The sequence below is a fragment of the Kitasatospora sp. NPDC006697 genome (assembly GCF_042869935.1).
Classification (GTDB): domain Bacteria; phylum Actinomycetota; class Actinomycetes; order Streptomycetales; family Streptomycetaceae; genus Kitasatospora.
The window spans coordinates 307,648-328,886 of sequence record NZ_JBIAGU010000003.1 but is presented as its reverse complement, the minus strand read 5'-3'; the positions used below and the strand labels follow the sequence as shown (position 1 = coordinate 328,886).

Genomic DNA, 21,239 nt, shown 5'->3' with positions numbered 1-21,239 from the left:
CCCTCGCCGGACCACACCCCCAGGGCGCGCCGAGCAGCGCCCCCGCGCGCGCCTCTCCTCTCCCCTCTCCTCTCCTTAACGGCGGCGCCTGCCCGGCCCTCGGGCGAAGACGCGGCGGGTGACCAGGGTCAGGCCGGCCACGATGAGGAAGAGGCCGCAGGCCGCCGCCCGCCAGCCGCCGAGCGAGGCGTGACCATCCGTCGGGGAACTCGCAGGCGGAGGCGCCAGGCGCTGGGTTCCGTCATCCAGAGTCGACGGAGCGGACTTCTCCTGCGGCGCGACCTGCGTCAGGAACGCCATCGGCAGCGCCCGCACCGCCGGCACCTGAACGGGCACCTCCAGACCGCTGACCACGGCGGGCGCGGGGCTGTCTTCCGGAGTGGCCGAGGACGAGGCGCTGCTGCTCGGCGATGCGGCGGCCGAAGGCGTCACGCTCCCCGAGGACGAAGGCACCGGGGACGCGGTCGCCGGAGCCGAGGGCGAGCCCGTCGGTGCCGCACTCCCCTGGGCGGAAGCCGACGCGGTGGCGGGTGCGCTCGCGGAGGCCGTCGCCGCAGCGGATGCCGTGGGGGTGGGCGTGGGCGTGGGAGTCGAGGTCGGCGTGGGCGTGGGCGTGGGCGTGGGCGTGGGCGAGGTGGTCACCGTCGCCGAAGGCGAGCCCGCGGCACTTCCCGAAGCCGACACCGTCCCCGAGGGCGAAGCCACCGCCGATGCCGTCTCCGACGCGGAAGCCGACGGCGTGGGCGAAGCGGAAGCCGATGCCGTCCCCGAAGGCGACACCGTCCCCGACGCCGAAACCGACGCCGTGGGCGACTCCGAAGCCGAAGGCAACGCCGTCCCCGACGCAGACGCCGAAGCCGTCCCCGAAGGCGATGCCGAAGCCGAAGCCGTCGGCGACGCCGAAGCCACCGCCACCCGCACCCGCACCGCGTCCCCCGCCGTCCCGTTCCCCGCCCGGTCCGTCGCCGTCGGCGTGAGCAGCTGCTCGCCCGCCGCCAGGTCGCGCTGGGCGTTGCAGGTCCAGCTGCCGTCCACCGCCGCGACCGCCGAGCAGAGCGCGCCGCCCGCCCCCGCGACCACCGTCACGGTGGCGCCGGGCTCGCCGGTGCCCGCCAGCTTCGGGCGCAGCACGTGCAGCTCCTCGCCCGGTCCCGGCACGGTGAGCTCGGGCTTGCCGGGCGGCACGGTGTCGACGGTCAGCGTGACCTGTTTCCCGGCCGCCCGGTTGCCCGCCGCGTCCACGGCGGTGGCGGTGAGCACGTGCGGCCCCTCCGCCAGGTCCTCGACCGGGAGGCAGGACCAGCTGTGGTCGGCCCGCACGCCGTTGCGGCATAGCTCGTCCTCCGGCCCGCCCTCGGTGACCGCGACCACCGTGCCGGGCGCGCCGGTGCCGGTGAGCAGCAGTCCGGGGTCGTTGGTGTACTCGGGCAGGGTGAGCACGGGCGCGGGCGGCGGCGTGGTGCTCACGGTGATCCGCACCGGGTCGCCGCGCAGCACCACGCCGCCGCTGGTGGTCTCGGCGGGCACCAGCTGGTGCTCGCCCGCCGCCAGCGGCCGGTCGGCCTGGCAGCCCCAGCCGCCGTCGCGGCCGACGGTCGCCTGGCAGACCGCCGCCGAGCCCTCCTGGACCACCACGGTCGCCCCGGGCACCCCGCTGTCGCCCTGGATCTGCGGCCGGTCCTGGCCGACCGCGGCGCCGGCCACCGGGCTGGTGATCTCCGGCTTGGCGGCGGCCACCGTGAGGTGGATCAGCTGGTCCTCGACCTCGCCCGCGTCCGCGTAGCCGTCCGGCGAGACCACCTGGGACGGGTCCCGGGCGATCCGCAGCCGCGCCCAGGTGTCCCCGGCGGCAACGTCCGGCGGCACGATCCACTCCAGCGTCGCGCTGCCCGCCCCCGGGGCGACGTCGACCTGGGCCCGCTCCGAGGCGTCGAACCTGCCGTCCCGGGCGAAGTCGATCCAGCCCGCCAGGGTGGCCCCGCTCTGGCCGGGGCTGACGGGCACGGTCAGGTCGTAGTAGCCGCCGATCGCCGCGGCGTCGGGAAAGGTGACCGCCGGGTCGTTGGAGGTGTGCTCGACGCGCCCGGGCTGGATCTCCGGGTTCAGCCGGCCGGCCGGAGCCCGGAGGACGCCGGCTCGGGCGAGTGCGATCCGCGGGGTGGGCCCGATCGCGTCGCTGCCGAGGAAGAGGTCTGAGATCACGTGCGAGGCGTTCCCGTAGCCGTCCGGCGCGCTGCCCAGCGCCTCGTCCAGGCTCACCGTGAACGCCGGCCGGGCGGCCGGCAGCGTGCCGCCGCCGCCCGGACCCGCGTCGCGGCGCTCGACCCGCAGCGTGGCGGTGTCGAAGGTGCCGTCCAGCTCCAGGGTCCCCGCCGGGTCGAGGCGGGCCGCGGAGTCCCCGGACGACGGACCGAGCGTGCCGCCCGCCGCGCTCCAGCCCTGCCAGGGCGAGCGCGGGGTGAGGGCCGGCCCGGCCGGGGTGCCGCCGGTGACGCTGAGCCGCAGCGCCGAGCCGCCCGCCGCGGCCAGCCCGCTGATGTGCAGCCGGGGGTTGCGCACCGGGCGGGAGAAGGCGAGCCGCAGCGTGCCCAGGGTGCGCCAGGAGCCGGCCGGCGCGGGCCGGTCCTCGGCCACCGTGAAGGTCTCGGCGGCGGTGCCGGCGCCGACCCCGTCGGCGTAGCCCGCGTCGGTGCCGAGCGTGCCGGCGGCGGACTCGGCGGTGACGCCGGGCTCGGCGGCGAACGACAGGTCCACGGTGAGGCCCGAGCGCAGCACCGCGCGGTCGTCACCGGCCCAGTTGTCCGGGGTCTGCTCTGCCTGTGAGACGGCGGGCAGCCAGCCCAGGGCGAGTCCGGTGGCCAGCGCGACGGCGACCACGAGGCCGCGCCGCGGCGCTCGCCGGGATGCGGGGCGGGGGCTTCGGCTGGACCGGCCGGCCCGGGGCGAGCTCGCGGTCATCAGATCCTCCTGTGCACACGATGTGACAAGAAGGAATCACGATCTAACGAGCCATCAGCCCCACCACTCGCGCCGCCGCGCCGGGATCCACCCGTGCGGCGCAGCGTCGCCCCCACCCGGGCCCCGGAACGCCGAAGGCCCCTCGCCTCGGGCGAGGGGCCTTCGTGGTGGTGCGCTCAGCAGGATTCGAACCTGCAACCTCTTGATCCGTAGTCAAGTGCTCTATCCGTTGAGCTATGAGCGCTCGGACGGCCACGGGGACCGCGAGCTGATGTTGGTGCGCTCAGCAGGATTCGAACCTGCAACCTCTTGATCCGTAGTCAAGTGCTCTATCCGTTGAGCTATGAGCGCTCGCCCCAAGGCCTGGGCCGGCGGGGCGTTGCGGGGACAACATTACATGACCGCCGACCTGGGGTGAAATCGATTCCTTCCGGGCACCCCGGACGGGGCCGATCGGCACCCGGGAACGCGAGAGGGCCCCCCGACCTCGGTCGGGGGGCCCTCGTCGGCGGAGGCTGAGGGATTTGAACCCTCGATGGGCTTTAAGACCCAAACCGCATTAGCAGTGCGGCGCCATAGACCGGACTAGGCGAAGCCTCCATCCACCCGATCGGACCGTCTCCGGTTGCGACCGCGTGCATGCGATGATGCCACAGCCCGGGGCTCCGGCACCAACCACGGGTTACGTTACTAGGCGGGTCGTCCTCTCGGCAAAAACAATGGGATACTCCAACCCCCGCCTGGCACCCGGTCCGCATCCGCACGACCGGACCGCAAGCCGTTAGTCGTGAGGAGACCGGTCGACGTGAGCAGCAGGCCGATCCGAGGCGCTGCTCGCCTCGCCGCGATACTCGACGCGCTGCCCGATGCCCTGCTGCTGGTGAACAGCAACGGCACCGTGGTGGACGCCAACCAGGCCGCCGTGCGGGCGATGCAGACCCCGGGCACCTCGCTGGTCGGCCGCGGCGTGCTGGACCTGCTGCCGGACTTCGACCCGTCCCGGATCCCCGGCTCGATGCGGCCCGCCCCGCGCGACGCCGCCGAGGCCGCCGAGCCGGTCCGGATGACCGCCCGCCGCACCGACGGCAGCACCTTCCCGGTCGAGGTGCTGGGCAACGACTTCGCCGAGGAGAACCGCGAGGGCAGCGGCTACTCGATCTCCCCCCTGGTCCCCTACGACCCGTACCGCGGCGCCTCCAACCCCGGCGACCTGCTGCTCCTGCTGGTCCGCGACCTGACCAGCCGGCTGGGCGTGGAGGCCGAGCTGCGCCGCCAGCACAAGCAGACCGAGATGATCCTGCGGGCCGCCGCCGAGGGCGTGCTGGGCGTGGACCTCGAGGGCCGGGTGGTGCTGGTCAACCCGGCCGCCGCGCACATCCTGGACTTCCGGGCCAGCGAGCTGGGCGGCCGCGAGCTGCACCCGCTGGTCCAGCACTCCCGGGCCGACGGCACCCCGCTGGCCGCCGACGAGTCGGCGCTGCTGGACACCCTCACCTCCGGCCGCAAGCACCGGGTGCGCGGCGCCACGCTCTGGCGCAAGGACGGCCGCGCGGTCACCGTGGACCTGACCACCGCCCCGGTGCGGGACGGCGAGCAGCTGGTCGGCGCGGTGATGACGTTCACCGACCGGACCCGCGAACTGGCCCTGACCGCCCGCGCCGAGCACCTGGGCGCGGTGCTGGAGAGCGAGGTCGGCGAAGCGCTGCGGGCGCTGCGCGAGCGGATCGACATGCTGGCCGCCGACCCGGCCGGGCAGCTCTGGCCGGAGGCCAACTGGATGCTCCGGGCGCTGGCCGACGACTGCCGCCGGTTCGGCCTGCTGGTCGACGGCGCGCTGGCGCACGACCGGGCCGACCGACCCGAGCAGGCACTGCGGCGCTCCGCCACCTCGCTGGACAAGCTGGTCGCCGGGGCCGTGGAGTACGCCGGCAAGCTGGTCGGCCCCGGCCGGCTGCGGTTCTCGGTGCACGCCGCCGCCGTCGACCTGACCGCCGACCAGGAGCGGCTGGCCCAGGCGCTGGCCTACCTGGTGGCCGATGTCAGCGGGGTCGCGCTGGCCGGCTCGGTGACCGACGGCGGCGAGCCGCCGATGGTGGTGCTGGCCGCCGCCCAGCGCGGCGACATGGCCCGGATCGAGGTGCGCGGCCCGGGCAAGGGCGGCAGCCGGGTGCACGTGCCGATCGCCCGGGCGCTGGTCGAGCGGCACGGCGGTGTGCTGCAGCCGCACGAGCTGCCCAACCACGCGGGCACCACCTATGTGGTGGAGCTGCCGCTGGACGACGACGCGGCGGCCGCCGCCGCGGCCCGGGCGGCCGGCGGCAACCGCCAGGTGCCCCGGGAGACCGACACCGCCGTACTGCCCGACCTGCCGGGCCTGACCGGTCCGGAGCCGGAGGGCGCCGCCAAGGGCGGCGAGCCCGCGGCGGAGGAGCCGGCCGGGCCGGCCGGCCCGGCTGGTGCCGAGGAGGCCCCGGCGGAGCGCGGGCCGATCGCGCTGGGCCCGGCCGCCCCGGCCCGGCCGACCGACGAGGGCACCGACCACCCGGCCTCCGCGCAGCTCGTCGAGCCGCAGCCGGCCGAGCTCGCCGAGCTGGAGCCCCGGCCCGGCTCGCGCCGCCGCCGGGCGCTGCCCGCCCCGGCGGTCTCCCCGGAGCAGACCCCGGCCCCGCGGGTGCCGGCGCCGCCCGCCCCGGTCCCCGCCGAGCCCGCGCTGCCCGTCTACCCGGGCCTGGAGCACGCGCTGCCGCTGGAGCGGCCGCTGCCGCCGGTCGAGGCGCCGGCCCCGACCGGCCGCCGCCGGCGGCTGGGCCTGCCCGGTGGCGAGGCGCCGGCCGACCCGGCCGGCGAGCAGCCCGGCACCGCGCTGGAGCCGGCCCGCGGCGCCGAGCCGGAGCGGGCCGCGGGCGGGGCGCTGGCCCTGCCGGCCGTGCCCGAGCTGCCCGCTCCCGTGCCGCCGGCGCCCGCCGGGCCGCCCGCCGCACCGCCGGTGCCGGTCGGCACCGGCCTGGGCGAGCTGGCCCCGCCGCGTCCGGGCGGCTTCGCCACCGCCTTCCCGTCCGCCTTCCCCGCCCCGGCCGCCCCGCTGGAGCAGCGCACTCCGCCGCGCCCGGTGGCCGAGCTGGCGCCCGCGCTGCCGACCGCCCCGGGCGCCGCGGAGCTGCCCCGGCTGACCGGCGAGGACGAGGGCACGGCCGGTCCGGCCGCGGTGCGCACGCCCGAGTACCCGGACTACCCGACGATGGTCCACCCGGCCGCGGACGGCCGCCCGCGCCGCCTGCTGGTCTGGCCGGAGCCCGACCCGTCCACCAAGCAGGCGCTCCAGGAGCGCGGCTACCGCCCGGTGATAGTGCGTTCCCGCGAGGAGGTGGACGCGCAGGTCGCCGGCTACCCGGCCGCGCTCTTCGTCGACCCGCTGACCGGGCCGATCACCCGCACCGCGCTGCAGTCGCTGCGCACCGCGGCGCTGAACAGCCGGGTCCCGGTGCTGGTCACCGCGGGCCTCGGCCAGGCCACCCGGGACGCCGCCTACGGCGCGGACCCGGCGGTGCTGCTGCGCGCGCTGGCGCCCAAGGACAGCGAGAACCACGCGGCCCGGGTGCTGCTGGTGGAGGGCGACCCGGACATCGCGGCCGCGCTGACCGCCAGCCTGGAGCGGCGCGGCATGCACGTGGAGCACGCCGTCTCGGAGAACGACGCGGTCGCCAAGGCCAGCAGCGTGCAGCCGAACCTGGTGGTGATGGACCTGATGCGGATCCACCGCCGGCAGCTGGGCCTGCTGGACTGGCTGCGCGCCAACGACCGGCTGCACCGCACCCCGCTGGTCGTCTACACCTCGGCCAACCTGGACCCGGCCGAGCTGCCCCGGCTGCGCACCGGCGAGACGGTGCTCTTCCTCGCCGAGCGCTCCACCAGCGCGGACGTGCAGGAGCGGATCGTGGACCTGCTGGGCCGGATCGGCTCGCTCAGCGAGTCGGCCGCCGGCCAGCACGTCCACTGACCGCCGGCTACTCCTTGCCGAGCACCGTCACGTCCAGGCCGCCGGCCGCGTACTGGGCCCGGAGCACCTTCTTGTCGAACTTGCCGACGCTGGTCTTCGGCACCGCCTCGACCAGGGTCCAGCGCTCCGGCAGCTGCCAGGAGGCGATCCGGCCGGCCAGGAAGGCGCGCAGCGCCCGAAGGTCGGCGGTCGCGCCGGGCCGGTAGACGACGGCGGCCAGCGGGCGCTCGCCCCACCTGTCGTCCGGCACCGCGACCACGGCGGCCTCGGCCACCTCGGGGTGGGCCATCAGGTGGTTCTCCAGTTCCACCGAGGAGATCCACTCGCCGCCGGACTTGATCACGTCCTTGGCCCGGTCGGTCAGGGTGAGGAAGCCGTCCGGGGTGATGGTGCCGACGTCGCCGGTGCGCAGCCAGCCGTCCTCGGTGAACTTGTCCGCCGGCCGCTCCGGCTCGTTGCCGACGCCGCCGAAGTAGGCGCCCGCGATCCACGGGCCGCGCACCTCCAGCTCGCCCGCCGTCTCGCCGTCGTTGGGCACCCGTTCGCCGTCCGGCCCGGTCAGCCGGGCCTGCACGGAGGAGGGCAGCACGCCCTGGGTGTAGCGGTAGGCCCACTCCTCCTCCTCGCTCAGCCCGGCCGGCGGGAAGCCGAAGGTGCCCAGCGGGGAGGTCTCGGTCATGCCCCAGGCGTGCACCACCCGGATGCCGTGGCGCTCCTGGAAGCCGTGCATCAGGGCCGGCGGGCAGGCCGAGCCGCCGATCACCACCTGGCGCAGCGAGGAGGTGTCGTACGGCGCGCGGCCGCCGGCGGGGTGGTCCAGCTCGTCCAGCAGGCCGTTCCAGATGGTCGGCACGGCGGCGCTGACGGTGGGCCTGACCTGCTCGATCATCGCGGCCAGCGGCTGCGGCTGGAGGAACCGGTCGGGCATCAGCAAACTGGCGCCGGACATGAACGCGGCATGGGGAATCCCCCAGGCTCCGACGTGGAACATCGGCACCACCGGCAGCGCGACGTCGGCGGGGGTGAGCGCGAAGGTGGCGGCGGAGTTGACCTGCATGCAGTGCAGGTAGATGGAGCGGTGGCTGTAGACCACGCCCTTGGGGTCGCCGGTGGTGCCGGAGGTGTAGCAGATCATCGCCGGGCTGCGCTCGTCGATCTCGTCCTGCCACGGGTAGTGGGTCGGTCGGCCCGCGATCAGCGCCTCGTACTCGTGCACGCTGCCGCCGAAGCCCGCCAGCAGCGACCGGTCGCCCTCCCCGCTCACCACGATGTGCCGCAGCGCGGGCAGCTGCGGCAGCACCCCGGCCAGCAGCGGGAGCACACTGCCGCTGACCACGATCGCGTGGTCGGCGGCGTGGTTGATGATGAACGCGAGCTGCGCGGCGGGCAGCCGCAGGTTCAGCGTGTGCAGCACCGACCCCATGGCGGGGACGGCGAGGTAGGCCTCCAGGTGGTCCGCGTTGTTCCACATCAGCGTCCCCACCACGCTGTCGGCCGTCACCCCCAGCTCGTCCCGCAACGCGTGCGCCAACTGCGCCGCCCGCGCCCCCACCTCGGCGAAGGTGCGGACCTGCGGCCCGGTCCCGTCCCAGGTGGTCACGGTGGCCCGCCCGTGGAAGGTCGACCCGTGCTCGAGTATCCGGGCGACGGTGAGCGGTACGTCCTGCATGGTGCTGAACACGCGGGGGTCCTCCTTGACCTGGGCTCCTGCCGGGGCGCTGGTGTTCCTACTCACCGGTATACCGCGCCTCGTGCGGAATTCTGTCCTGGGCGGGAGGGGGATGTCAGCAGTCGTTGGCGAAGTGAGACGTGCGGCTCGGCGGTGGGTACCGCCCCGACACCGGGACCCACGCCTACGGGTGGAAGCTCACCTCCGGGTTCGCCGGCGTCGGGCCGTCGAGGATCGGCTGGGGGATGCCCTTCAACTGCAGGTCGAAGAAGGCCGCGACGTACTCCCGGGTGAGGTCGATCCCGCGCTCGGGCGTGATCGAGGTGGGGTTCGGGTAGCCGAGTCCTGCCAGGAGCAGGTTGTCGTCGGTGAAGGTTCCGTGGTCCGACCCCGCGACGGTCAGCCAGCGCTTCCAGCCGTCGAGTGCGGCCCAGCCGTCCGTCCAGCTGGTGTCCACCTGTCCGGCGGGCAGCGGGTGACCCATCATCATGAACGGCTTGCCGCCCAGGCCGCCGGCGGGGACGGGGTAGTACATCGTGCCGTCCAGGTCGACCCCGGCCCGGATCCGGGCGTCCGTGGCCAGCGCCGGGACGGCCGTCGCGCCGCCCAGCGAGTGTCCGGCGATGCCGATCCGGTGCGTGTCGATCAGGTGGGCGTAGCGCCAGGCGGGATGCGAGCGGTCGGTCAACCGGTCGACGACGAAGGACATGTCCTTCGCCCGGCTCGCCTCGATGACCGCGGGGCCGTCCGGGGGCGGCGTGAAGCAGATGGCCGCGCAGGTGAGGGTCTGTCCGTCGGGGAAGGTCGTCCCGGTGTTTTCGTAGGTGTGGTCGACGAGCGCGACGACGTAGCCGCGACTGGCCAAGTCCTCGGCGAGGCTGGTCAGCTCGGTGCGCGGCATCTTCAGACCGGGGGAGAGCAGCACGAGCGGGAACCGGCCGTGCCGTGGGAGCGCGTCGGACCTGGACCACGTCCCCACGCCGGTGACCGCCTCGGTGGGGACGGTGTTGCCCGGGAGGTGCCCGTCCAGCATGAGCCGGGCGGCCTCGGGGGTCGTGTACGGTGCCGGGCCGCCCGTGCCGGGGACGGCGGGGTAGTACATCGACACCATCAACTGGCGCGGCCCCGCGGACGGGACCCACGGGTCGGGCCGGTCCTGGTCGACGAGGTGCAGGAGCTGCCGTCCGACGGCGTTCGGACCGGTCGGGCGCGGGAGGTCGATGCGGGAGGCGGCCGGCGCGGTGGCCGAGACGGCGGGCGGGGGCGACGCGGCCAGCGCGGGCGCGGAGACGGCGACGGAGAGCGGCAGGGCGAGCAGCAGGGCCGCCGCCGCGGTGCGGTTGATTCCGTTCATGCGAGCAACGTAGGTGCACCACGGAGGAGTTGGACACCGGCCAAAAGAACCGGAAGCCTCGATCGGACGACCGGTGCGCGGTCACGGGCCGCATGCTCATGGGGCCCACTGGCCACCGGAGTTGTACCGTGACCGCATGGCGAACGGCGAGGCGTACCGGGAACTGGGCGAGGCCGCGTGGGCCTGGGTGCTGGGGCAGGTGCGGCAGGACGGCGAAGGGCCGTGGTTCCCGGAGACGGTGGTCGACGGTGGCACTCCCCCGGAGCCCAGGCAGGACCGGGACTCGTTCTACGCCGGCATCGTCGGGCTGGCGCCGCTGCTGGCCGAGATCGCGCAGTACCGGGAGCTGAACGGGACCGAACGGGCGCTGTCCGCAGGCATCGTGGCCAAGCTGTCGGCGGAGGCGGCGAGGCGCGTGGAACCCTCGCTCTACGACGGGCTCGCGGGCGATGTCATGGCGCTCCGACTGCTCTCCCCCGGGGCCGAGTCGGCGCCGCTGCGGCGTCTCGGTGAGCTGGCCACGCCCGAAGGCTGGGCCACCACGCTGGAGTTCGAGGCGAACTCCAGCGCGCCCCTCAGCGACGTCACCATGGGCACCGCGGGCGTCGTCATGACGGCGCTGTGGGCGCCCACCGAGCTCACCGCCTCCCTCGCCGCCACCGGCTGCGAGGCCCTGCTCGCCGCAGCCGACCGCACCCCGGCCGGCCTGGACTGGGGCATCTCTCCCCGCACCAAGTGGCGCAACCCCAACTACTCGCACGGCACCGCCGGGATCGCCGCCGCCCTCGCCCTCGCGGGTGCCGACCTCGGGCGGCCCGACTTCGCCGAGGCCGCCGTCGAGGGGGCTCGGCACCTACTGGCCGTCGGAGAGCTCACTGACGGCGGCTTCGTCGTGCCGCACACCATCCCGCCGTCCAGCCGCGAGGTGGAGCCGCTCACCTACACCTGGTGCCACGGCCCCGCCGGCACCTCGTTCCTCTTCGCCGCCCTCGCCTACGCGGGTGTCCCGGAAGTCGGCGGGTTCGACGTCCGCGACCTGCGCCGACGCTGCCTGAGCGCGGTCCTCGCCTCCGGGGTACCCGCCCGCCTGCGCCCCGGCTTCTGGGACAACGACGGGCGCTGCTGCGGCACCGCCGGGGTCGGCGACGTGCTGCTGGACGCGGCGCAGGACGGCCGGGACGAGCGGCTGCTGGACGCGGCCCGCACCATGGGCGACGCGCTGATCGAACGCGCGGTCCACGGCGCCTACTGGCAGTTCGTGGAGTACCGCAACGAGGATCCGCTGCTGCCGCCCGGCACGGCGTGGATGCAGGGCGCGGCCGGCATCGCCGCCTACCTGCTGCGCCTGGCCCGGGTGGTCGACAGCGGGCTGGACGCCCCCGTCGTCGATCGCCCCGACCAGTGGTGGGCCGTGCCGCAGCGGCTCAGGGTCGCGCAGCCCGTCTAGAGCCCGACGCGCTCCGACTCCGGCAGCCAGTCCCGGTCCGGCCGGTACTCCAGCCAGCGGTTGCGCCGCCCCGCCTCGGCGAACGCGCCCAGCAGCGCGCCGATCCCGGGGTGGGCGTTCCGGCGCGGCCAGACCAGCGACCAGGAGTACAGCGGCACCGGGTCGACCAGCGGGATGGTGCGCAGGCCGGGGAGCCCGGGGAGCGGGGCGTCGGCCGGAAGCACCGTGAACGCGTCCGGGGTGGTGGCCAGGCGGGACAGGAAGTGGTCGGCACCGAGGTTGGGTTCGGGCGGCAGGGAGCTCAACTCGAAGCGCTCCGCGAAGCGTTGCAGGAACTCCAGGCGGGTCAGCGCGGCGGGGAGGAGCAGGCGGCCGGTGCGGAGGTCGGACGGGCGCAGGGAGTCGGCGCCGGCCAGCGGGTGCCCGGGGCCCACCACCGCGTCCACCGGCTCCAACCGCACCAGCCGGTGCGCGAGTTCGTGCTCCCGCCCGTCCGGCAGGGCGTGGTAGCGCCCGAAGCCCGCGTCGATCTCGCCGCGCAGCAGTGCGCCCAGCACGGACGGGAGGTCGCGGCCGTGGCCGACTTCGAGGGAGTCGACCTCCACGGCGCCGACGGTACGCAGCGGGGCGAAGAGGTGGCCCCAGACGTCCAGCCGCAGCGGCCGGGCCGCGCCCCGCACGGCCGTCACCGCCGCCGCGCAGGCCGCGAGGACGGCGCGCGCCGGTTCGAGCAGCCGCTCCCCCGCCGCCGTCGGTGCCGCTCCCCGCCCGTCGCGGTCCAGCAGTCGTTCGCCGAGCGCTTCTTCGAGCCGGGCGATCCGCTTGGAGAGCGCCTGCTGAGTGATGCTCAGCCCGGCTGCGGCGCGGCCGAAGTGCCGGTGCTCGCACACCGCAAGGAAGGCCCGCAGCTGGGCCGGGTCGAGGTCCACGAGCCCCATGGTCCCGCCCGACAACCGCTGGTTGTCAAGGCCGCTGACCGGTTGTTGGATCATGGACCCGTCTCCGGAGGAAGGTGGAGCCAACGGAGAGGAGCACCACGATGAAGGCGTTCACCGCCACCCGCGACGCAGCCGCCACCGTCCGCCTGACCGAGGTCCCGGAGCCGCAGCCCGCCCCCGACCAGGCCCTGGTCAAGGTCGAGGCCTACTCGGTCAACCGCGGCGAGACCTTCCAGCTGGAGCGCCCGCCGGCCGACGGCTGGCGCCCCGGCAAGGACATCGCCGGCCTGGTCGTCCAGGCCGCCCCCGACGGCTCGGGCCCGCCCGTCGGCACCCGGGTGGTCGGCCACCCGCCGGCGCTCGGCTGGGCCGAGTACGCCGCCGTGCCGACCAGCCGACTCGCCGTGCTGCCCGATGAGCTGCCGTCCGTGCAAGCGGCCGCCCTGCCGCTCGCGGGGCTGACGGCGCTGCGGCTGCTGCGGCAGGCCGGCCACCTCGCCGGCCGCCGCGTGCTGCTCACCGGTGCCTCCGGCGGGGTGGGCCACTACCTCACCGAGCTCGCCGGCGCGGCCGGCGCCCGGCTGACCGCCGTGACCGCCTCCGCCGAGCGCGGGCAGCGCCTGATCGAGCTCGGCGCGGCCGAGGTGGTGCACCGGGTCGCCGATGCCGAGGGCCCGTTCGACGTCGTCCTGGAGTCCACCGGCGGCGCCGACCTCCCGCTCGCGCTGCAGCGGCTGGCCCCGCGCGGGCTGCTGCTCTGGTTCGGGCAGGCCAGCCGGCAGCCCGTCACGCTGGACTTCTTCGACATCCTCACCGGCCCGACCAGCGCCACCATCCGGCAGTTCAGCTACGCCGACGTGGACGAGCCGGACGGCGCCGACCTGGCCACCCTGGTCCGCCTCACCGCCGAGGGCCGGCTCCATCCGGAGCTGGGCACCGTCCGGGACTGGCGGGAGACCCCCGAGGTGCTGGCCGACCTGCGCGGCCGCCGGATCCGCGGCAACGCCGTCCTGACCGTCAACTGACCGCCTCTCAGCAGAAGGAGCAAGACGATGAACGACCCCAAGACCGTGGTGATCCGCTATGTCGACGCCGTCGTCCGGGGCGACCTGGAGGTGATCCGGGACAGCTTCGCCGAGGACGCCACCTGGGAGTACCCGGGCGACCTCCCGCTGAGCCGGGTGTGGACCGGGCGGGACGCGATCGTCGACGACTTCCTGGTCGGTGCCGGCCGGTTCTTCGCCCCCGGCGGCGCGCCGAAGGTCACCCTGACCAATGTGCTGGCCGACGGCGACCAGGTGCTCGCCGAGTGGCTGGCCGAGGGCACCGCCGCGGGCGGCGGGCACTACGACAACCGGTGCGCGGGCGTCTTCACCGTCGCCGACGGCCGGATCACCAGCGTCCGCGAGTACCTGGACACCCGGATGGTCGGCCGGGTGCTCTTCCCGGAGGCCTGAGCGGCGCTCGGCGGGCCTGAGCGGCGCCCGGCAGGCCTGACTGAGCAGCGTTCAGCAAGCCTGAGCGGCGCTCGGCAAGCCTGAGCAGCGCTCAGCCGACCAGCGAGTCCACCTGGTCCCGGTCCACCTCCAGCTCCACCCCGCCGTAGCTCTCCTTCGCCGAACCGCGCTGCTGGTGCACCCGCCGGTGCGGGGTCCACTGGTCGGCGCCGAGCACGCCCGCCCCGTCGGTGGAGTTGCGGCCGTCCCAGCGGGCGTACCAGATGGCGTCCGGCATGGGCGCGGCACCGGCCCGGGCGGCGGCGACCAGGTCGGTGATCCCGGAGTCCAGGCTGGAGTAGTAGCCGGCGAAGTACCCCGCCTTGTGCAGCCCCTGGGTCCAGCCCAGCGTGAAGTCGACGACGGCCTTGGCGCACGGCGCGTTGCCCGGCTGGTAGGCCTCCATGTCCAGGTAGATCGGGGTGCCGGTGTCCAGCCCGAGCGTTCTGGCCGCGTGCACCGCCTCGGCCGCCTCGGCCCGGCCCTGCTGCACGGCCTGCGCCGGGTCGATCCGCACCGGCTTGGCGGGCAGCGCGGCACACGGCGCCTGCCGGCCGACGTGGGTGGGCAGCAGCCGCCAGCCGAGCGAGCGGACCTGGCTCACCCAGTCCCTGGTCAGCCGGGTCTGCGCGCAGGCCCGCTGGCTGCCGCTGGTGTAGATGCCGACCACGCCGTACGGGGAGGCGCCGCGCCAGGCGCGCATCGCGTCCAGGCCGGGGGCGCTGCAGGCGTCGAAGCCGCTGCCGGTGAAGACGGTGCGGGGCACGGCGGCGAGCCGGGCCTGGCCGGGGTCGGCCAGCACGGTGGGCGGGAGCGGGGCCGGCGCCCGGACGGCGGCGGGCGGCACGGTCGCGCCGACGGGTGTGGCGAGCAGCCGGACGGCGGACGGGACGCGGCCCTGGCCGCCGGTCGCGTCGGTCGCCAGCAGCAGGACGAGGGCAGCGGCGCCCAGCGCCGTCGTACGCAGGTAGCGGACCATCCTTCGAGCCTGCGGGCGGCTGACGGCCGGTCGGATCAGCGGGGCCGGGACGCGCCGCCGAGGCCACCCGTTCGGCCGCCAGTTCGGCCGCCGTCCCAGCAGATGACAGTCGCTTGCAACCCGGACGGTACTGACGTCAGACTCGACGGATGTCCACCACCGAGCACCAGCAGGCCCTGCCTGCCACCAGCACCACCAGCGCCGCCGCAGCCACCGCCACCGCCGCCCGCGGCGGCGGGGTGCTGGGGCGCGCGCCGGCGCCGGTGGTCTGCGTGCTCGCGATGCTCGCCGTACAGACCGGGCTGGCGCTGGCCATCCACCTGTTCGGCTCGCTGGGCGTGCTCGGCACCTCCTTCCTGCGGCTGTGCTGCGCCGCGGTGATCCTGCTGGCCGCCACCCGGCCGCGGCTGCGCGGCCGCAGCGCCCGGGACCTGGCGGTGGCCGCGCTGCTCGGCGCCTTCTCGGCCGGCATGACGCTCTTCTTCGCACTGGCCTCCGACCGGCTGCCGCTGGGGACGGCGGCGACCATCGAGTTCCTGGGTCCGCTCGGGGTGGCGCTGGCGCTCTCCCGGCGCCTCGGCCACCTGGCCTGGGCCGCGCTGGCGGCCGGCGGGGTGGTGCTGCTCACCCTGGTCGGCGGCGGCGGGCTGGGGCACCGGCTGGACCTCACCGGGCTGGCCTTCGCAGCGGCCGCGGCCTGCTGCTACGCCGGCTACATCCTGGCCACCAACCGGGTCGGCGCGGTCTTCGAGGGCTTCGCCGGGCTGGCCGTCTCGATCACCGTCGGCGCGCTGGTGCTGGCCCCGTTCGGGCTGGGCCAGGCCTGGCACGGGCTGGCGCACTCCGGACACCCGCTGGCGCTGCTGGCCGCCACCGCCGGGGTGGCGCTGCTGCTGCCGGTGATCCCGTACGTGCTGGAGATGTCGGCGCTGCGCCGGCTCTCCAACCGGGTGTTCAGCATCCTGCTCAGCCTGGAGCCGGCGGTCAGCGCGCTGGTCGGGCTGCTGGTACTGGGCCAACTGCTCGGCTGGGCCCAGCTGCTGGGCATCGCCTGCGTGGTCGGGGCGAGCGCCGGAGCCACCCTGACGAGCCGTCAGTCTGTCTGAACCTTTGGCGAGTTCGCGGAAAGCCGCTGGGCGGTGCCGATATCGGCACCGCCCAGCGGCTTCTTCCGGCTCACGGGACCCTTTCCACATGGCCGGCCGGTCCTGCCATCCACCTCCGGGAGCGTGCCCGCGCTCCCGAACTACCCCCGGTGGACTACTCCTTGATGACCGGAGCGAAGGTGATGTCGACGTTCTTGTTGGACTGGTCGGCCCAGATCAGGCCGGAGTTGTCCTTCACGCCGAGGGTGTTGTTCTGGTTCGAGGCACCGCTGCCGGTGGCCACCTGCTGGGTCCAGTTGGCATTGCCGTCGACCCCGCCGAAGATGTTCCCGCTGCCCACGTTGGACACCACGCTGGCGTTGGAACCGTCCTGGGATCCGGCTCCGTTGTCGGCGAAGGCCGCGCCGGCGCCGGCCAGCAGCAGCCCGGCGGCGAGCGGGGCGGCGGCGAGTGCGGCGACGATCCGGGCGGTACGGGTGCGAGCCATGGAAATCCTCCAGAAAGCTTGACGCGATCGAACCGGCCGACCGAGGTCGGCCGAATTCGGATAACTGGTGCGGGAGTTCGCGGCCAGACGAACCCCTGCGGGCTGCGACGCCGAGATCAAGAGTGCGCACTGGAACGTCGAACCGCCAGAGTTGACGCTGGCGGTTCGCTCGAACGCGTGACCTCGGCCCGCTAAACCCCGCTCCGGCAAAAGCCGGCTCCGCACCGTCCGGCGGCGGCCGAGAACCGACCTGACCAGGCCGTTCGGCGGCCTCCCCGAGCCGCGCCACCCCCGCGCGCCACCCCTCGGAATGGCTAGAAAAGCTTGCCCGGGTTGAGGATATTCAGCGGGTCGAAAAGTGCTTTCATCTGCTTTTGCAGTTCGAGCCCGACCGGTCCCAACTCCCGTGCCAGCCACTCCTTCTTCAGCACTCCGATGCCGTGCTCGCCGGTCACCGTGCCGCCCAGTTCCAGCCCGAGCGCCATGATCGCCTCGAAGGACTCCTCGGCCCGCGCCACCTGCTCCGGGTCCTTGGCGTCGAAGGCCACGATCGGATGGGTGTTTCCGTCCCCGGCGTGGCTCACCACGCCGATCGCCACCCCGAACCGCTCGCCGATCGCGGCCACCCCCGCCAGCATCTCGGCCAGCCGGGAGCGCGGCACGGCGACGTCGTCCACCATCGTGGTGCCCAGCGTCTCCAGCGCGGGCAGCGCCAGCCGGCGGGCCGCCAGCAGCAGCTCCGACTCGGCGGCGTCCTCGGCCGGCACCGCCTCGGTGGCACCCGCCGCCCGGCACAGCTCCGCCACCTCGCCGACCTCGCGCTGCCGCTCGGGCCCGTCGAAGGCCACCAGCAGCAGCGCCTTGGTGGACTCCGGCAGGCCCATCTTCGCCAGCCGGTTCACCGCGCGGACCGAGACGGCGTCCATCAGCTCCATCAGCGAGGGCGTGTAGCCGGCCGTCACCACCGCGTTCACGGCCGCGCAGGCCGCCTCGGTGGACGGGAACTCGGCGGCCAGCGCCAACTGCGGCGCCGGTTTGGGGCGCAGCGCCAGCACCGCGCCGACCACCACGCCCAGGGTGCCCTCGGAGCCGACGAAGAGCCGGGTCAGGTCGTAGCCCGCCACCCCCTTGGCCGTCCGCCGCCCGGTGCGCAGCAGCCGCCCGTCGGCCAGCACCACGTCCAGGCCCAGCACGTACTCGGCGGTCACCCCGTACTTCACGCAGCAGAGCCCGCCCGCGCCGGTGCCGATGTTGCCGCCGATGGTGCAGGACTCCCAGCTCGACGGGTCCGGCGGGTAGTACAGGCCGTGCTCCTCGACCGCCCGGGAGAGCACGGCGTTCACCACCCCCGGCTCCACCACGGCCAGCCGGTCGACCGGGTCCAGCTCCAGGATCCGGTCCAGCTTCACCAGCGACAGCAGGATGCAGCCGTCCACCGCGTTGGCGCCGCCGGACAGCCCGGTCCGCGCACCCTGCGGCACCACCGGCACCCGCAGCTCGGTGGCGGTGCGCAGCACGTGCTGCACCTGCTCGACGTCGGTGGGGAAGACCAGCACGGCCGGCTGCCCGGCCGCGCAGAACCCGGCCATGTCGTTGCGGTAGGCGGCGGTCACCCCGGGGTCCACCACCACGGCGGACTCCGGCAGGCCGGCCAGCAGCCGGGTGGTCAGTTCACTGCTCGCGGCCGAGGTCATCGCGGGCTCCGTTCCGTTCGGTCGTGCCGGACCTGAGGACGGAACGGAGCCTACGCGCCGTCAGGCCCGCTCGCCGCGCCCGCGCCCGGCCCGGTGCCGCGCCTGCAGCACCGCCACCACCAGCACGATCACCACGGTCAGCGCCGCGCTCACCTGCCCGTAGCCGAACGCCAGGCCGTGGTGCTCCTTGGGCGCGCCCAGCCAGTCGGCGAAGGAGGCGCCCAGCGGCCGGGTCAGCACGTAGGCGATCCAGAACGCCAGCACCTCGTTCATCCGCAGCTTCCAGTACGCCAGCGCGGGCACCGCGATCGCGGCGGTGAAGACCAGCCCGGCCTCCAGGTAGCCCAGCCCGCCGCTGTGCGCGGCCAGGTCGCCGACCGCCGTGCCCATCGCGAAGGTGGCCAGCACCGCGGCCCAGTAGAAGAGCTCCCGGCGCACCGTGCGCACGCTGTGGATGTCCAGGGTGCCCTCGCTCCGGCGCCACCAGGTGAAGACCACCGCCAGCACCACCAGGAAGAGCGGCGCCGACACCGCGTACGGCACCCCGACCACCACGTGCAGGCCGTCCGCCGCCATGGTCCCGAAGACGCTCACCATCACGATGGCCAGCCAGTACACCCACGGCACGTACTGCTTCACCCGGAACTGCAGCACCAGCGCCACCGCCAGCCCGAGCCCGCCGATCGCCACCGCGATCACCGGGTCCATCGAGTTGGCGAGGTAGTCCGAGGTGGTCTCCCCCATGCCGGTGGTGAGCACCTTCGCCATCCAGAAGAGCACGGTCACCTCGGGCACCTTGCTGAGCAGCTGCCGTCCTGGTGCCACCGGCTCACTCGGCCGTACGTGAGCAGTCGTCATGGTGGGCCATGCTTGCAGGCTCAGCTGAAGACCACCTGAAGATCTGACGGCCCGAAAACCACACCGGCCCCTGACCAGCAGTGCTGGTCAGGGGCCGGTCTCCGGCGGAGAGCGTGGGATTCGAACCCACGGTGACGGGTCACGCCACGACAGTTTTCAAGACTGTTCCCTTAGGCCGCTCGGGCAGCTCTCCAGGCGGAGGTCAGCCTAACGGTTCCGAGGGGTCCGGGTGCACCGGGTTCGGGCGGGCCGGGTCAGTTGGTGTCGCCGCTGCGGCTGCCCAGGGTCACCGAGGTGGTGTTGGCCTTGCCGTCGCGGGTGTACTCGACCTGGACCTGGTCGCCCGGGGAGTGCGACCAGATGGTCGCCACCAGGGCCGGGCTGCTGTCGATGGCCACGCCGCCCAGCTTGGTGATCACGTCACCGGGCTTGAGGCCGGCCTTGTCGGCCGGGCCGCCGGGGGTGACGGCCGGGGTGCCCTGGATCGAGGAGGTCATCACCTGGGCTCCGTCGCCCTGGTAGTCGTCGTTGCGCAGGATGCCGAGGGTCGCGTAGACCGGGGTGCCGGTCTGGATCAGCATCTGGGCGACGCGCTTGGCCTGGTTGATCGGGATCGCGAAGCCGAGGCCGATGGAGCCGGCCTGGCCGCCGCTGCCGCTGGACTGGGTGCTGGACTGGATCGCCGAGTTGATGCCGATCACCGCGCCCTGGCCGTTCAGCAGCGGGCCGCCGGAGTTGCCGGGGTTGATCGAGGCGTCGGTCTGCAGGGCGTTCATGTACGAGACCTGGGTGCCGGCCTCGTCGCCGGAGGCGACCGGGCGGTTCTTGGCGCTGACGATGCCGGAGGTGACGGTGCCCTCCAGGTCGAACGGGGCGCCGATGGCGACCGTGGTGTCGCCGACCTGCACCTGGTCCGAGTCGGCCAGCGGCAGCGGGATCAGCTTGCCGGACGGCGGGCTGTCCAGCTTGATCACGGCCACGTCGTAGCCCTTGGCCTGGCCGACCACCGAGGCGGAGTAGCTGCTGCCGTCGGAGAACTTGACGCTCAGCTTGCCGCCGCCCTGGGCCGGGGCCACCACGTGGTTGTTGGTGAGGATGTGGCCCTCGGTGTCGAAGACGAAGCCGGTGCCGGTGCCGGACTCGCTGCTGCCCTGCGCCTTGATGGTGACGGTGCTGGGCAGCGCCTTGGCGGCGATCCCGGCGACCGAGTCGGCCGCGCGGTTGCTGGTGTTGCCCGAGGTCGCCACCGTGGTGCTGCTGTGGCTGCTGCCCGCGCTGCCGGAGGAGCCGGAGCTGTTGCCCTTGATCGCGGCACCGGCCACGCCGCCGGCCAGGCCGGCCACCAGCGCCACCGCGGCCACCAGGGCGACCAGGCCGCCGCGGCCCTTCTTCTTCGGGACCGGCTGGCCGTACGGCTGCTCGCCGCCGGGGTAGCCCGGGTAGCCGGGGCCGCCCGGCGCGCCCGCGCCGCCGCCCCAGGGGTCGCCGCCGACCGGGTGGCCGGCGCCGAAGGGGTGATGCGGCTCGGCGCCGAACGCGGAGGCCGCGGGGACGCCGGCCGAGATGGCGGTCGGGGCGGTGGGCGCCGCGTACGGGTTGGCCGGGGACTCGGCCGCGGGGGCCGGCTGCACCGGCGCCGGCGGCAGCACCGGCGGCGGGGCGTCCAGGTAGCCGGGGGCGGCAGGGGCCGCGGCCTCGGCCTGCGCGGACGGCGCCGGCGGCGCGAACGGCGAGCGCGGCGGCTCGGCCGGCGCGGCCGGCGCGGCAGCCGGCGCCACCGGCGGCGGCGCGTCGATGTACTCGATCACCGCGGTGGGCTCCTCGCCCGCCCCGGCCGGGGCAGCCGGCTCCGGCGGCGCCGCCGGCCGGTCGGCCGGCTCCGGGGCGGTCACCTTGCCGAATGCCAGGGTCGGGGCGGACTCCGCCACCGCCGGTGTCTCACCGACCGCCGGAGTGCCCCCCGGCTCACCGTGACCGCCGGAGGGCAGCCCCTCCTGCGGTCCGGCGGAACCACTCTCGTGCTCGGTGCTCACGGACGACCTCCATCGCTGACAGGACCTTGGCCCATAGTTTTTCCCATGCCCGATCTGGATGTCGTAAGGGCCTGCCTGAAGAACTGGTAAGAATCCTTAGGCGGATCCGACGACAGCCGCGGACGACTCCCCCCGGGCTCCTCGGTTACCACTCGATCGGCCTCGACCGAAGGTGCTGTCCCGCGATCCGGACGGCGCTTTGCCCCACCTTGGCGGAATCCTT

14 protein-coding genes and 4 tRNA genes are annotated in these 21,239 nt (G+C 74.7%); 5 read left to right on the top strand and 13 right to left on the bottom strand.

All coding sequences use genetic code 11. From position 1 onward, the window contains the following. Window positions 1-75 precede the first annotated feature (75 nt). From ACFYNO_RS06670 to ACFYNO_RS06655, 4 genes are all read right to left on the bottom strand, one after another. Entirely contained in the window at window positions 76-2,958 is a 2,883-nt protein-coding gene (locus tag ACFYNO_RS06670) for an Ig-like domain-containing protein (RefSeq protein WP_388006298.1), read from the bottom strand. Window positions 2,959-3,126: 168 nt separating this feature from the next. Continuing rightward, window positions 3,127-3,202 (bottom strand) — tRNA-Arg (locus ACFYNO_RS06665). Between the two features lie 31 nt (window positions 3,203-3,233). Then, window positions 3,234-3,309 (bottom strand) — tRNA-Arg (locus ACFYNO_RS06660). Between the two features lie 158 nt (window positions 3,310-3,467). Further along, window positions 3,468-3,558 (bottom strand) — tRNA-Ser (locus tag ACFYNO_RS06655). Window positions 3,559-3,763: 205 nt separating this feature from the next. Here ACFYNO_RS06655 and ACFYNO_RS06650 point away from each other — a divergent pair. Continuing rightward, entirely contained in the window at window positions 3,764-6,955 is a 3,192-nt protein-coding gene (locus tag ACFYNO_RS06650; protein ID WP_388006295.1) for a PAS domain-containing protein, read from the top strand. A gap of 7 nt (window positions 6,956-6,962) precedes the next feature. On the opposite strand, the gene ACFYNO_RS06645 is transcribed toward ACFYNO_RS06650, so the two are convergent. Together ACFYNO_RS06645 and ACFYNO_RS06640 are read right to left on the bottom strand one after the other, a co-directional pair. Beyond that, window positions 6,963-8,636 (bottom strand): long-chain fatty acid--CoA ligase, encoded by a 1,674-nt coding sequence (locus ACFYNO_RS06645; protein ID WP_388006292.1) that lies wholly within the window; start codon window positions 8,634-8,636, stop codon window positions 6,963-6,965. Between the two features lie 172 nt (window positions 8,637-8,808). Beyond that, entirely contained in the window at window positions 8,809-9,978 is a 1,170-nt protein-coding gene (locus ACFYNO_RS06640) for an alpha/beta hydrolase family protein (protein WP_388006289.1), read from the bottom strand. A gap of 136 nt (window positions 9,979-10,114) precedes the next feature. On the opposite strand from ACFYNO_RS06640, the gene ACFYNO_RS06635 reads away from it, so the two are divergent. Further along, window positions 10,115-11,425 carry a lanthionine synthetase LanC family protein gene (locus tag ACFYNO_RS06635; RefSeq protein WP_388006286.1) on the top strand — a complete coding sequence of 437 codons (1,311 nt, stop codon included), beginning with the start codon at window positions 10,115-10,117 and terminating at the stop codon, window positions 11,423-11,425. On the opposite strand, the gene ACFYNO_RS06630 is transcribed toward ACFYNO_RS06635, so the two are convergent. Continuing rightward, the gene (locus ACFYNO_RS06630; protein ID WP_388006593.1) at window positions 11,422-12,363 is read right to left on the bottom strand and encodes a LysR family transcriptional regulator; all 942 of its coding nucleotides are present in this window, start codon (window positions 12,361-12,363) and stop codon (window positions 11,422-11,424) included. The two genes, ACFYNO_RS06635 and ACFYNO_RS06630, sit on opposite strands and share 4 nt — an antisense overlap. A 101-nt stretch (window positions 12,364-12,464) precedes the next feature. On the opposite strand from ACFYNO_RS06630, the gene ACFYNO_RS06625 reads away from it, so the two are divergent. Further along, window positions 12,465-13,388 (top strand): zinc-binding dehydrogenase, encoded by a 924-nt coding sequence (locus ACFYNO_RS06625; protein ID WP_388006283.1) that lies wholly within the window; start codon window positions 12,465-12,467, stop codon window positions 13,386-13,388. 27 nt (window positions 13,389-13,415) lie between these two features. Continuing rightward, complete coding sequence (locus ACFYNO_RS06620) at window positions 13,416-13,820, top strand: nuclear transport factor 2 family protein (protein WP_388006280.1); 405 nt, start codon at window positions 13,416-13,418, stop codon at window positions 13,818-13,820. 91 nt (window positions 13,821-13,911) lie between these two features. Here ACFYNO_RS06620 and ACFYNO_RS06615 read toward each other — a convergent pair whose 3' ends face one another. Continuing rightward, window positions 13,912-14,838 (bottom strand): glycoside hydrolase domain-containing protein, encoded by a 927-nt coding sequence (locus ACFYNO_RS06615; protein WP_388006277.1) that lies wholly within the window; start codon window positions 14,836-14,838, stop codon window positions 13,912-13,914. A gap of 149 nt (window positions 14,839-14,987) precedes the next feature. Between ACFYNO_RS06615 and ACFYNO_RS06610 the strand changes: the two genes are divergently transcribed. Beyond that, window positions 14,988-15,944, top strand: coding sequence for a DMT family transporter (locus ACFYNO_RS06610; RefSeq protein WP_388006274.1), 957 nt, complete (start codon window positions 14,988-14,990; stop codon window positions 15,942-15,944). Between the two features lie 154 nt (window positions 15,945-16,098). On the opposite strand, the gene ACFYNO_RS06605 is transcribed toward ACFYNO_RS06610, so the two are convergent. From ACFYNO_RS06605 to ACFYNO_RS06585, 5 genes are all read right to left on the bottom strand, one after another. Continuing rightward, complete coding sequence (locus tag ACFYNO_RS06605; protein WP_388006271.1) at window positions 16,099-16,431, bottom strand: hypothetical protein; 333 nt, start codon at window positions 16,429-16,431, stop codon at window positions 16,099-16,101. A gap of 314 nt (window positions 16,432-16,745) precedes the next feature. Further along, the gene (locus tag ACFYNO_RS06600) at window positions 16,746-18,125 is read right to left on the bottom strand and encodes an FAD-binding oxidoreductase (protein ID WP_388006268.1); all 1,380 of its coding nucleotides are present in this window, start codon (window positions 18,123-18,125) and stop codon (window positions 16,746-16,748) included. Window positions 18,126-18,185: 60 nt separating this feature from the next. Beyond that, window positions 18,186-18,983: a hypothetical protein gene (locus ACFYNO_RS06595; protein ID WP_388006265.1), complete on the bottom strand. Its 798-nt coding sequence runs from the start codon at window positions 18,981-18,983 to the stop codon at window positions 18,186-18,188. A 105-nt stretch (window positions 18,984-19,088) separates the two neighbouring features. Beyond that, window positions 19,089-19,176 (bottom strand) — tRNA-Ser (locus ACFYNO_RS06590). A 61-nt stretch (window positions 19,177-19,237) separates the two neighbouring features. Next, window positions 19,238-21,016, bottom strand: coding sequence for a S1C family serine protease (locus ACFYNO_RS06585; protein WP_388006262.1), 1,779 nt, complete (start codon window positions 21,014-21,016; stop codon window positions 19,238-19,240). Window positions 21,017-21,239 lie beyond the last annotated feature (223 nt).

Bases quoted from the DNA above. Each gene is read 5' to 3' on its own strand.
- ACFYNO_RS06670 (WP_388006298.1), bottom strand. From the start codon at position 2,958: ATGACCGCGAGCTCGCCCCGGGCCGGCCGGTCCAGCCGAAGCCCCCGC.
- ACFYNO_RS06640 (WP_388006289.1), bottom strand. From the start codon at position 9,978: ATGAACGGAATCAACCGCACCGCGGCGGCGGCCCTGCTGCTCGCCCTG.
- ACFYNO_RS06635 (WP_388006286.1), top strand. From the start codon at position 10,115: ATGGCGAACGGCGAGGCGTACCGGGAACTGGGCGAGGCCGCGTGGGCC.
- ACFYNO_RS06630 (WP_388006593.1), bottom strand. From the start codon at position 12,363: ATGGGGCTCGTGGACCTCGACCCGGCCCAGCTGCGGGCCTTCCTTGCG.
- ACFYNO_RS06625 (WP_388006283.1), top strand. From the start codon at position 12,465: ATGAAGGCGTTCACCGCCACCCGCGACGCAGCCGCCACCGTCCGCCTG.
- ACFYNO_RS06620 (WP_388006280.1), top strand. From the start codon at position 13,416: ATGAACGACCCCAAGACCGTGGTGATCCGCTATGTCGACGCCGTCGTC.
- ACFYNO_RS06615 (WP_388006277.1), bottom strand. From the start codon at position 14,838: ATGGTCCGCTACCTGCGTACGACGGCGCTGGGCGCCGCTGCCCTCGTC.
- ACFYNO_RS06610 (WP_388006274.1), top strand. From the start codon at position 14,988: ATGTCCACCACCGAGCACCAGCAGGCCCTGCCTGCCACCAGCACCACC.
- ACFYNO_RS06605 (WP_388006271.1), bottom strand. From the start codon at position 16,431: ATGGCTCGCACCCGTACCGCCCGGATCGTCGCCGCACTCGCCGCCGCC.
- ACFYNO_RS06600 (WP_388006268.1), bottom strand. From the start codon at position 18,125: ATGACCTCGGCCGCGAGCAGTGAACTGACCACCCGGCTGCTGGCCGGC.
- ACFYNO_RS06595 (WP_388006265.1), bottom strand. From the start codon at position 18,983: ATGACGACTGCTCACGTACGGCCGAGTGAGCCGGTGGCACCAGGACGG.